Source organism: Cupriavidus sp. GW823-FHT07A04 (assembly GCF_058794615.1).
In genome coordinates this window covers 137,725-149,409 of record NZ_JBXAHA010000021.1, presented here as the reverse complement: position 1 = coordinate 149,409, position 11,685 = coordinate 137,725, and the positions used below count along the sequence as shown (strand labels likewise).

Below are 11,685 nucleotides of genomic sequence, written 5' to 3'. Positions count from 1 at the left end.
ACGTGTGAGTGGCCTCTGCCATGTACTTCACCAGCAAACGATCATTCCATAGGAGATTGAGATGGCACTACCGAAGGTTGTTACGCATCAGGACCGATTGCTTTCGGTCAATATCCATGAGTCGCAGGAGTTTCCGGGATCCGAATCGGGCTCCACCATCATCCCCTTGTTTCTCGATCGCGAGAACGGCGTATGGGTGCTGTATGGCAAGTTCGAGCCGGGCACGACGCTGCCGCCGCACTTCCACACCGGCACCGTGCACTTCTTTACGACCAAAGGGCAGTGGAACTATGTCGAGTACCCGGACGACCCCCAAACCGCAGGTAGCTACCTTTACGAGCCCGGTGGCTCAGTGCATACGTTCTCGGTACCGGCGGATGCGACGGAACCTGCCGAGGGCTTCATGGTGGTGTACGGTGCCAACGTGATCTTCGCCGATGGGGAGTACCAGAGTGTTCGGGATGCTGGCGCCATCGAAGAAGGCATTCTTGCTGCGGCTCGGAAGGCTGGCCTCCCTGTGCCCCGGTATATCCGGCCGAAGGGTGGCGCGGAATTCTCGCGGGACTGATTCTCAATAGTTTGAGAGGCGCGGTCCCGTGCGTGCCACAGGACTGCGCACTCAATCGACGTCGATGCACGCGGCGCAAGGCGTGGATCATCGATCTTCACCTATAAGAAATCAATGGAGACAAGTGTCATGAAGAAGTCCCTTTGCCGGGGGCTCTTGGCCATATGTGCGGCGTTCGCCGGCACTGCCATGGCCGAAAGCCCCAATGATTACCCTGCGCGTCCCGTCAAACTGATCGTGCCGTCGGCGGCGGGCGGCGGCGCGGATGCTTTCGGTCGACTGCTTGGCGAGCAACTCAGCAAGCGACTCAGGCAGTCGTTCGTGGTGGAGAACATCGCAGGCGCCGCAGGCACGATCGCGATCGCGCAGCTCGCTCACGCCAGGCCGGATGGCTACACGATTGCGCTGGGGACGATGACCACCACCACACTTGCGCCCGCGGTCTATCATCAGTTGCCCTACGACCCTATCAAGAGCCTTACCACTCTGGCGCGGGTAGGCACATCGCCGATCATTCTCGTGGCAACCAAGGATCTGCCGGCAAATAACCTCAAGGAGTTTATCGAGCTGGCCAGGAAGAGTCCCAAGCCCATTCAGTTCGGTACCTGGGGGGCGGGCTCGACCGGTCATTTCTGTGCGGAGGTGCTTGCGCAGAAGACCGGCATCAAGCTCGATCACATTCCGTTCAAGGGAGGCGCTGCCGTCATGACCGCTATGATGGGCGATGTCGTGAAGGTGGGGTGGCTCGACATCGGCTCTGGAACCACGGCAGTGAAGACCGGCAAGATCAAGGCACTTGCCATGTGCACCCGACGTACGTCGAATTTCCCGAATGTCGCAACGTACAAGGAGCAGGGGGTCGACTTCGATCAGTGGACTGGTTGGGCTATGTTCGCCCCCGCTGGCGTGCCGAAGGCGATTGTCGAAAAGATCTCGGTGGCGCTCAAGGATACGCTCCAGGACCCCACTGTCATGGCCAAAATGCTCGATTTGGGCATTACTCCGGACTATCTGCCAGGCGAAGAACAGGCGGCGGTCAACGCCCGCGAGATTGAAGTCTGGAAGCGCGTTGCCAAGGAGGCAAATATCACGCTCGATTGATCGAAACCGGCAGGCGCGCGATAGGGCGCAACGCCGGATCAACCATAAGCGGGCCGCACCTCTCTGGAGGTGCGGCTTTATATTTTGGTGCGCGTTTCAGGCAGTGCGTTGAGGTATACTTTTGGCATGAAGCGACCTGTCCAAATCCGCGATGTGGCGAAACTAGCCGGGGTATCGGCCAGCAGTGTGTCGCGCGCCCTGAATTCTGACCGCTACGCCAGCGACGAACTCCGCGCCCGCGTTGCGGAAGCCGTCGCAAAGCTCGGATACGAGCCGAATTCGGTCGCTCAAAGCCTGCGCAACCAGTCCAGTCGTACCATCGCATGCATGGTTTCCGACGTTACCAATCCAATGTACGCGGAGATCATCGGTGCAGCAGAGCTTCGATTCCAGGAAGCCGGATACCTGATGGTCGTCGCGAATTCGCGCAATGGTGCGAAGGAACTCGAACTCCTGAACATGTTCCGGCGTCGTCGCATGGACGGCCTGCTGCTGACCGTGGATGACGATACGCGTAAGGATGTGCTCGATGCCATGCGGGATGCGGATGCCCCAGTGGTGTTGCTGGATCGCGATAGTGCCCTGTCTTGTGATCGGGTTACGGTGGATCATCGCCAGGGCGCGCGTTCCGCGATTTCGTTTCTTCTCAGCCTTGGACACCGGCATATCTTGCTGGAAACGCCGTCGGCGCGTGTTCGGCCGGGTCGCGAGCGCATCGCAGGAGCACAAGAGGCCGTGCAGGCAGCAGGTCTGCCATTATCTGTGCTCACGGTCATTGAACATACCGACCCTTCCCAGACGCGCGTATTCAGCGACGTTCTGCATGAGCTGTCAAAGCCGTCGCGGCCGACTGCGATCGTTTCGCTCGGAACGGAAATGCTCGCGGGGGCCCTGGCGGCAGTGGAAGCGAGCCGCCTAAGCATTCCGGAGGACATCTCGGTGATCAGTATTGGCGACACCGTTCTGGCACAGTTTGCTGCGCCCGGCATCACTGCACTGCGCTGGGACCTGAAGCAGTTCGGCCGTACAGCGGCGGAACTGCTACTGGATCGCATCGAGGGCCGAAGCGGCGACAGCAGGACAGTGATGTTTCCGACCGAGCTCCTGCTACGGCGCTCGTGCATGCCGCCGCCGGGCGCTCAGCGCATGTAGGCGCCCCCATTCACATCGAGAGTGCTGCCGGTCACATAGGATGACAGGTCCGAAGCAAGGAACAGGCAGGCGCCTGCGATCTCACTTGCACTGCCGGCACGACCGAGCGGCCAGCTACCCGCCGCGGAATGCAGGACATCCTCCGGCGTATTGGTGCGAGAGAAGTCGGTCACGATCAACCCTGGGGTAATCGCATTTGCGCGAATGCCATCGGGACCCAGTTCCCGAGCGAGTGCGCGCGTGTAGCCGAGCACCCCAGCTTTCGCCGCGCAGTAGTGCGCGCCGCCGAATACCCCACCGCCTTGCTGCGCCGACATTGACGAAATGGCGATGATCGAACCGGCCTTCTGACTTCGCATGGCAGGAATCGCCGCCTGGGAGAGTTGCATGGTTCCCCTGAGCACGACGTCGGTAATCCGCAAGTAGTCCTGCAGGCTGATGTCGGCAGCGGAGATCTTCTGCGTGACTCCGGCGTTGTTGATCAGGACATCGATCCGCCCACCGGAAGCACTCCATTCCTGCACCTGGCCGATGGCAGCGAGGCAGGATTCCATGCTTGTGACGTCGCAACGAACGCCGAGGGCCACCGGCTCGCCTCGAGCGACATCGTGCGCGGCCTCCTTGACCTCATCTTCGTTGACATCCAGCAGTGCCACCCGCGCGCCATGTTCGATAAAGAGCCTGGCTGTTGCCCGTCCTATCCCCTGGATGCGGCCGGCGCCGGAAATCACAGCAGTCCTCCCGGCAAGCAGTTTGCCGGTCATGGTTGTGGTTTCAGTTCTGTTCATGCTGGTTCCTGTTGGACTTGTATTCAGAGGTGCCTGGCAGCGACGCTCATCGGGGAGGGGATTCGTTTGGATGGCCACAAAATGACCTGCATGACAACGCAAGCGAGCAGGAGGGCGCCAGACAAAATGATCAGGCTCCATCCGAATCCACCCGTTGCCTGCCGGATGGCCGCTACCAACAGCGGTCCAACCAGGCCGGAGCAGTTCGAGCAGGTGGTGATCAGCGCGATGGAAGCAGCGAGGCCCTCACGCGGCAGCACTTCCCCGACGCTCGCCCATACCAGCGTGAGTGCGCTTGCCAGTCCGGCGCCTGCAAAGACCAAGCCGACCATGGCGATCAACAGATGCTGTTGCATCAAGGCTGCCGTCGTCAGGCCTGCCGCGCCCACGAGCGCCGCAACCGTGAAGTGTCCGCGGCGCTCGCGTCGCTTGTCGGAGTGCGATGCCATCCAGAACGACGCCGTCGCGCCGGCAATGGCGGGCAGGGACGACACCAGTCCGATCTGTATCAACGACAGGCCCATGCTTTTCAGCAGCGTCGGTTGCCAGAAGGCAAGGGCATAAATGCCGAGGACCGTCAGGAAGCAGACCAGACCGAAGCCCCAGGCCCTCGGCTGGCGAAGTGCGGTGCCGAGGTGGCCGGCGTCCCGGCCTTCATTGCCGGACCGTGCCAATGCCTGCACATGTGATTTCTCCTCCGGCGTAAGCCAGCGCGCCTTGCCAGGATTGTCGTCGAACCGGAGCAGGGTGACTGCGGCGAGGGCGAATGCCGGGAGGCTTTCCAGCGCGAACAGCCACTGCCACCCGTCAAGACCGCCTCTACCGTGCAGCCAGGTCATGACGCCGGCAGCAATGGGCCCGGAAAGAATTGGCGCAAAGCCGGCGCCCATCAGGAAGATGGCGTTGGCGCGGCCCCTGCGTTCCAGCGGATACCAAAGCGTCAGGTAGTAGAGGGCGCCCGGTACCAGTCCAGCCTCGAACATCCCGAGGAAGAATCGCGCCACGTAGAACTGGGTGGGCGTTGTGACAAACGCTGTCGCTGCCGACGCAAAGCCCCACAGGATCATGATTCGAACCAGCGTGCGCCTCGCCCCTATGCGCGTCAGCAGCACGTTGCTGGGAATCTCGAACAGGACGTAACCGAGAAAAATAACGGTCGCGCCAAGCCCAAAAACGGTGTCCGCGAACTTGAGCGTTTCCTGCATCTGCAGTTGCGCATATCCGATGTTGGTGCGGTCCAGGTAGTTGATGAAGTACGCCAGGAATAGCAGAGGCAGCAGTCGCCAGGATATGCGCCGAAAGAGCGCGTCGTCTGCGGATGGCGTCGAAGCGCTCGCCACTTCCTTGGGGCCGGCGCCCGATGTTGAGTACATGAATTGTCTCCTCTTTTTTGGTACCAACCCACGTTGCAAGGGGCTTGTCCGTTCGAGTGTAATGCGTCTGGAATCGATTGCACATAGGGCTTACCATAGGTAAGCACCAGTCGATAGGTAATCGGCTCTCCAAAAGGATGCGTTGCCATAGACATGCGGTATATCTCGTATTTTTCACTGAAAACGGGTTCTGTACATCCAGCGCTGCGGAAACCAATTTGCCTTTCATGGGGTTATCCCTATGCGGAATCGATTCCAGAAACGAGCTACACTGGCCTCACTGCGAACGGCAGAGACGCGGTCAGAACCGCACCGGTTCGTGCCGAGGGCGAAACAACGAACATCGAGGAGACAAGGAATGAGTCAGAAATTCGGCGGGGTCCGCCAGATCGGGTACGTCGTGCGAGACATCAAGGCCGCCATGGCGCATTGGACCAACCTGGGTGTCGGGCCTTGGTTCTACATGGCGGACGTCGGGACCAGGGAGTTTCGTTACTTCGGCGAGAACTCTCGCATACCGAAACTCTCGATCGCATTGGCGAACTCGGGTGACGTACAGATCGAACTGATCCAGCAAAGGGATGATGCGCCGTCCCTGTATAACGATTCCCTGAAGCGAAACGGAGAGATCGCGCAGCACGTCGCCTATTGGACGGACGACCGGTACGACGAGATCGTCGCGACCCTGCTCGGACAGGGATATGTCGAGGGGCATGGCGGTCGCATGGGCGGCGCCGGGCGATTTGGGTACTTCGTGCACCCGGACTTTCCGAGTGGGATGTTCGAAATCTCGGAGATGATTGGTGGAAAGGCTCAGTATTTCGAGGCTGTCAGGCAAGCCGCGCTGACATGGGATGGATCCGATCCTGTGCGCATCGTCGAGATTCCGCCGGCGGCGGCGCAAGCCACTACGGGAGGCTGATCTCATGGATGCGCTTTCACTCAAGAACGAGCAACGGACGCTGGGCGCATGCCTTGCCATGCAAGCGGCAAAGCGCCCTGACAAGGAGTTTCTTGTCTTCGGTGACAGGGCCTATACCTACAGCGAATTCGATGCCTGGGTCACTCGCTTGGCCCGCGGACTGACTGAGCTTGGGCTGCGCAAGGGGGACAAGCTCGCGATCATGTTGCCCAACTGCCCTGAATTCATGGGCTTGTGGTTCGCGTGCGCGCGTCTGGGCCTGCTGGAGGTGACCGTCAACACGGCCTACCGCGGACCGCTCCTGCGGCACGTGATCGAGCACTCGGATTCCCGGATGGCCGTGGTCTCGAAAGAGTTTGTCGAACGATTCCAGGATGCGCACGTCGGATTCGGAAAGATCGAGACAGCGATCGTGTTGGGGGCCGATGGCGAATCGCTGCCGGATATGCCAATCCGGGGCGTTCACTTCGAGACGCTGGAATCGTCCAACGTGCCCCTGCCCGATGTAAAAGTGTCGAATCGAGACCCGCTGGCAATCATGTACTCGTCGGGGACGACCGGGCCGTCGAAGGGAATCCAGCTTTGTCATAACTACTTTTGGTGGCATGGCAGCAAGACTGCGGAGGGGCGGCATATTGGCGACGATGACCGCCTCTACACCTGCCTGCCGCTGTTTCACGCCAATGCTCAACTGGTGACGGCTACGCCGGCACTGATGGCTGGTGCCACGCTGATCGTGGACGATCGTTTCAGTGCGTCTAATTTCTGGGAACGGCTCAAGAGCTGTGGTGCGACGCAGATCAACTACATCGGCGGCATGCTCCCGATCCTGATGAAGCAAGCCGCCAGCCCCTCGGATCGCGACCACACTGTCAGGTTTGCCACGGGCGGCGGTGCGCCCAAGGACCTGTGGGAGGCCTTCGAGCAGCGATTTGGCCTGAAGCTCTACGAAGGGTATGGCCAGACCGAGAACTGTGTCGCGCTCGCAAGCCCCATCGACGCCCCGCGTGTCGGTTCCATTGGGCTGCCGATCTGCGGCTATGACGTCGATCTTGTCGACAGCAACGACGAGCCGGTTGGTGTGGATGCGATTGGCGAGCTCGTGTTCCGGCCCCAGGAGCCGTACATCATGATGGACGGGTACTACAAGAATCCCGAGGCGACGCTGGCGCAGAGCCAGAACCTGTGGTTCCACACCGGCGACCTGATGAAGCGGGACAGCGACGGCTACTTCTACTTCGTCGACCGCAAGAAGGATGCGATCCGCCGTCGCGGCGAGAACATCTCAGCCTTTGAGGTCGAGATGGTCGTCAACGCCCACCCGGCGGTCCTCGAGTCCGCGGCCATTGCCGTTCCATCCGAGGTTGGCGAAGACGAGGTCATGGTTTGCGTGGTGTGTAAGGAAGGCTCGGCACTATCCGCGCTCGAGCTGATCCAGCACTGCGAAAAGCTCATGCCGTATTTCTCGGTGCCGCGCTTTGTCGATTTTCGCAATGACTTTCCCAAGACGCCGACGCACCGCGTTGAAAAGTATCGACTGCGCGAAGAGGGGGTCACGCCCTCGACCTGGGACCGGGAAAGGGCGGGCTATGCGCTCCGGCGCTAGTCGGCGCGGGCAGGTTTTGACCGCGTCGATCACCGGGAGGGTTGTCCATGGCATCGACGGGCTCAAGGCAATCGGAACCTCATGTAACAAGGAAAACCATGCTTGCATTCTTATCTGATGGCAGCGGCGTCGTCGCAGGCGATGTGCCTCGCCCCTCGCCAGCCGACGGGCAAGTTCTCGTCAAGGTTCGCGCCAGTGCGTTGAATCGTATCGACCTGACGATGGCCAAGGGGAAACAACATGGCACAGCGGGTGGCCAAGGTGTGCCTCTGGGTGTCGAATGGGCCGGCGAGGTAGCTGCCGTCGGCAGCCAGGTCAAGGCCTGGCAAATAGGTGACCGGGTGATGGGCGCCGGTATCGGAGCGTTTGCGGAGTACACGTTGGCGCACCCGGCCATGATGTACGCCATTCCAGAAGGGATGCCCTTTGAAGCGGCTGCGGCATTGCCCGTGGCCATGCAGACCATGCACGACGCCATCTCGACGAATGGCGCCATGCAAGCCGGTCAGTCGGTCCTGATCCAGGGAGCGAGTTCCGGCATGGGACTGATGGGGATGCAGATTGCCAGGCTATTGGGCGCGGGCCTGGTGCTGGGTTCCTCGACTTCCGCGGAGCGCCGGCAGAAGCTGCGCGACTACGGTGCGAACCTGCCGGTCGACACCAGCAAGAGCGACTGGGTCCAGGCGGTGACCAACGCCACCGACGGTATAGGCGTCGACCTGCTGGTCGATCTGATCGCCGGGCCGTTCGTAAATGGTGGGATGTCCGCGACCCGCGTGGGCGGCCGCATCGTGAATGTCGGGCGGGTCGCTGGCGAGAGCGGCGAGTTCGACTTCGACCTGCATTCGATGCGCAGGATCACCTACGTCGGCGTGAGCTTCCGCACCCGCACGCCGGCCGAGGTGGCCGCCGTCGTGGCGCGTGCCAGGCACGACCTGGAGCCGGCATTGAAGCAGGGCAAGATCAGCATGCCGGTCGACAAAGTGTACCCGCTCGGCGACCTCGCCAGCGCGCTGGAGCACATGGCGCGGAACGGGCATTTCGGGAAAATTGTCGTCATCGCCGGCTAGCGCGGTGACAGGTACGAAAAAAACAGGAGACAACATGGAAAACGTATATGTCATCGGCGTAGGGATGACGCCGTTCGGCCGCCTGCTGGAACTGAACATCAAGCAGATGGCAGGCGCCGCCGTCGGCGCCGCGCTCAAGGACGCCGGCGTTGAAAAGGAAAGCCTGCAGGCGGCATTCTTCGGAAACTGCGTGCAGGGCCATATGGAAGGGCAGCATATGATCCGCGGCCCCGTGGCGCTGCGTCATATGGGTATCGGCGGAATTCCAGTCACCAGCGTCGAGAATGCTTGTGCCAGCGGCAGTACCGCACTGAACCTGGCATACAACTTCGTCAAGTCGGGCGAAGGGGATTTCGCGCTTGCCCTCGGCGCCGAGAAGATGTATTCGCAGGACCGGGGGCGCATGTTCTCCGCCTTCGACAGCGGCTGGGACATCGGCGAGATCGAGGCTGCGAAAACCTGGCTGCTCAAGCTCGGCCAGGGGGTCGAGGTCCCGCCTGGCAGCACGTCGCCGAAGCCATACAGCGTGTTCATGGACATCTATGCAGCCTCCGCGCGCGAGCACATGAAGCGCTACGGCACAACCCAGCGCCAGATCGCGGCCGTCGCGTCCAAGAACCACAAGCACTCGCAGTACAACCCGCTCTCCCAGTACCGGAACCCGTACTCCATCGAGGAGATCCTGGCGGCGCCCCCGATTGTCTATCCGCTGACTGCGCCGATGTGCTCGCCGGTTTCGGATGGTGCTGCCGCGGCCATTGTCTGCAGCGAGAGCGCCCTGCGAAGACTTGGGCTGAGCCGCTCCCGTGCCGTGCGAATCGCCGCGTCGGTCGTACGCACCGGGGCCGATCGTGATGTGCACGATGTCGAGAACGCCTGCACTGCGATCGCCGCCAGGCTGGCGTACGAGAAGGCCGGCATTGGCCCGTCAGACGTATCGGTGGCCGAAGTTCACGATGCTACGGCGATGGGCGAGATTGTCCAGACCGAAAACTTGGGACTCTGCGCATTCGGAGAGGGCGGGCCGCTAGCGGAACGCGGCGACACGACGCTCGGCGGAAGGATTCCTGTGAATCCCTCCGGCGGATTGGAGTCAAAAGGTCATCCAATTGGCGCGACAGGACTCGCACAGATATACGAACTGGTGCTCCAGCTTCGTGGCGAGGCGGAGGGGCGGCAGGTTGAAAATGCCGCAGTGGGCATCGCCGAGAATGGTGGCGGATTGATCGGGGTGGAAGAGGCGGTTGCTTGCGTGACAATCCTTTCTCGCTGAGTCCGAAGGGACCACCTGGTGCTCGTAGGCTCGGCCCGAGGACGTCGTCGATCATGAGGTGACGTGAAACAGCGGCCGGACCGCGATGATGACGCGCTCCGGCCTGGTCGTCAGCCCGCGCTCGCCGCCGACCGTGTTGTGTTTCACGGCATGGTGCGGATACAAGGCTCGAGTGACGCCAGGTATTGTGCGCTATGCCGTTCAGCCGCCTGGCGTGGCTCGGCTGTTTCCGCCCCGGCTGTGGGGCTCCGATGATGAATTCAAAGAGAGGTAGGTCCACGATATGCCTGATGCTTTGTTCCAGCGCCAGCTTGGTAAAACCGCTGTCAGTACGAAGGCCATGGCCCTAGGCTGCTATTCGATGAGCAACGCCTATGGCGAGCGATCGGATGCCGAATCGATCCAGGTAATCCAGCGCGCGGTAGATGGAGGCATCAACCTGATCGACACCGCCGACTTCTACGGATGGGGGCACAACGAGCAGTTGGTGGCATCGGCGCTGCAAGGGCGGCGCGACCGGGTCATCCTCTCGTCCAAGTTCGGCTACGTGCGGGCGGACGATGGCGGCCTGGGTGTGTGCGGGGATCCCGCCTACGTCCGGCAGGCGTGCGAGGCGTCGTTGCGCCGATTGAGCACCGACTGCATCGACCTGTACTTCCAGCATCGACTGGATCCGAACGTGCCGATCGAAGAGACGGTGGGGGCCATGGCGGAATTGGTGAAGGAAGGCAAGGTGCGCTATCTCGGACTTTGCGAGATCTCGGAGAGATCGTTACGCCGGGCCTGTGCGGTCCACCCGATCACCGCGGTGCAGGCCGAGTATTCGCTTTGGACCCGTGACGCGGAAGCCGGCATGCTCGACGCCTACGGGGAACTCGGCGTCACGCTGATGGCGTTCTCGCCGTTGGCCCGCGGCATGCTTACCGGCCTGCTACGGTGCCTGGATCAGCTTGGTGAAGGCGACGTGCGGCGCAGGTATCCCCGATTCTCACCGGAGAATTTTCCAAGGAATGTCGCGCTGGTTGACCGGCTGGGTGCGATCGCAGAGGAGCAGGGCTGCACCCTCTCGCAGCTTGCGTTGGCCTGGCTGTACAACAACAGCAGCAATGTCGTCGCGATCTGCGGCTGCGATACGTTGGCCTTCCTGGAGGAGAACCTCGGCGCGCTGAAGATTTCGCTGTCCGGCGAGACAATGACGCGTATTGGCGAGATGTTCGCGCCCGGCCAGGTTAGCGGCGACCGCTACGATGCCGCGCTGATGAAGCTGCTGGACAAGTAACGACCCGGGCCGTTGCGAGCGGCGAGAAGCACAGGTATCGCTTGCCCGACAGGGGCCTCGCAAGAGATGACCACCCCTTTCCCGAGGCTTCCTTGCTGCCCGCTAGTTTCTGACACTGCACAGCCTGCAGGGCTCGGACCGCGAGGAAGTGCTCGACAGGCACGAGCCGACCTGGCTTGGAGACCGCGCCAAGCGGCGGCCGACTAAGCGGCGCGGCGGCGGGGGGAGCGCGCAGGCGGAAGCCACCGCCGAGATCGCGCCGATTGGCTACGGCGTGCAAATCGGCCAGAATTTTTTGCCGGCGCTCGCCCGCGCAGCGCGAACGGGCAGGGCTGGGACGGGGAGGGCACCATTGCCCTCAGGCCAATTGCTGCGGAACCTCAAACGGCTTGTCAGGCGTGCGCGTGGTGATCGGGCTCGACAGACAGCCGCATTCCAACCGTCTTCAGCACGGCAAGCAAGGTCTTAAGGGTCGGATTGCCCTTTGGCGACAAGGCACGGTAGAGCAGGAGCGAACCAAGTTGACGAGGCTGGTTCGGTCGAAGCTCACGAG

The 11,685-nt window shown here is 61.7% G+C and carries 10 protein-coding genes and 1 pseudogene; 8 read left to right on the top strand and 3 right to left on the bottom strand.

Features of this window, described 5'->3' with window-relative positions:
• Positions 1-61: 61 nt before the first annotated feature.
• The 3 genes from AC1Q7Q_RS31430 (at position 62) to AC1Q7Q_RS31420 (ending at position 2,821) form a co-directional block, all read left to right on the top strand.
• Entirely contained in the window at positions 62-568 is a 507-nt protein-coding gene (locus AC1Q7Q_RS31430; protein ID WP_492371458.1) for a 2,4'-dihydroxyacetophenone dioxygenase family protein, read from the top strand.
• Positions 569-697: 129 nt separating this feature from the next.
• Positions 698-1,669, top strand: coding sequence for a Bug family tripartite tricarboxylate transporter substrate binding protein (locus tag AC1Q7Q_RS31425; protein WP_492371459.1), 972 nt, complete (start codon positions 698-700; stop codon positions 1,667-1,669).
• Between the two features lie 126 nt (positions 1,670-1,795).
• Positions 1,796-2,821: a LacI family DNA-binding transcriptional regulator gene (locus AC1Q7Q_RS31420; RefSeq protein WP_492371460.1), complete on the top strand. Its 1,026-nt coding sequence runs from the start codon at positions 1,796-1,798 to the stop codon at positions 2,819-2,821.
• On the opposite strand, the gene AC1Q7Q_RS31415 is transcribed toward AC1Q7Q_RS31420, so the two are convergent.
• Both AC1Q7Q_RS31415 and AC1Q7Q_RS31410 read right to left on the bottom strand, forming a co-directional pair.
• Positions 2,809-3,609, bottom strand: a complete 801-nt coding sequence (locus tag AC1Q7Q_RS31415) for an SDR family NAD(P)-dependent oxidoreductase (RefSeq protein WP_492371461.1) — start codon at positions 3,607-3,609, stop codon at positions 2,809-2,811. The two genes, AC1Q7Q_RS31420 and AC1Q7Q_RS31415, sit on opposite strands and share 13 nt — an antisense overlap.
• A gap of 23 nt (positions 3,610-3,632) precedes the next feature.
• The gene (locus AC1Q7Q_RS31410) at positions 3,633-4,982 is read right to left on the bottom strand and encodes an MFS transporter (RefSeq protein ID WP_492371462.1); all 1,350 of its coding nucleotides are present in this window, start codon (positions 4,980-4,982) and stop codon (positions 3,633-3,635) included.
• A gap of 358 nt (positions 4,983-5,340) precedes the next feature.
• Between AC1Q7Q_RS31410 and AC1Q7Q_RS31405 the strand changes: the two genes are divergently transcribed.
• From AC1Q7Q_RS31405 to AC1Q7Q_RS31385, 5 genes are all read left to right on the top strand, one after another.
• Positions 5,341-5,904, top strand: coding sequence for a VOC family protein (locus tag AC1Q7Q_RS31405; RefSeq protein WP_492371463.1), 564 nt, complete (start codon positions 5,341-5,343; stop codon positions 5,902-5,904).
• Positions 5,837-7,510: an AMP-binding protein gene (locus AC1Q7Q_RS31400; RefSeq protein ID WP_492387253.1), complete on the top strand. Its 1,674-nt coding sequence runs from the start codon at positions 5,837-5,839 to the stop codon at positions 7,508-7,510. The genes AC1Q7Q_RS31405 and AC1Q7Q_RS31400 overlap by 68 nt, the downstream gene beginning before the upstream one ends.
• A gap of 47 nt (positions 7,511-7,557) precedes the next feature.
• Positions 7,558-8,580, top strand: coding sequence for a quinone oxidoreductase family protein (locus tag AC1Q7Q_RS31395; protein WP_492371465.1), 1,023 nt, complete (start codon positions 7,558-7,560; stop codon positions 8,578-8,580).
• 34 nt (positions 8,581-8,614) lie between these two features.
• Positions 8,615-9,853: a thiolase family protein gene (locus tag AC1Q7Q_RS31390; protein ID WP_492371466.1), complete on the top strand. Its 1,239-nt coding sequence runs from the start codon at positions 8,615-8,617 to the stop codon at positions 9,851-9,853.
• Positions 9,854-10,136: 283 nt separating this feature from the next.
• A complete protein-coding gene (locus AC1Q7Q_RS31385) occupies positions 10,137-11,132 on the top strand; it encodes an aldo/keto reductase (protein WP_492371467.1) in 996 nt (331 codons plus the stop codon).
• A 392-nt stretch (positions 11,133-11,524) separates the two neighbouring features.
• Here the strand turns inward: AC1Q7Q_RS31385 and AC1Q7Q_RS31380 are convergent.
• Positions 11,525-11,638, bottom strand: a pseudogene (locus tag AC1Q7Q_RS31380) (helix-turn-helix domain-containing transcriptional regulator); the annotation flags it as partial.
• Positions 11,639-11,685: the final 47 nt, after the last annotated feature.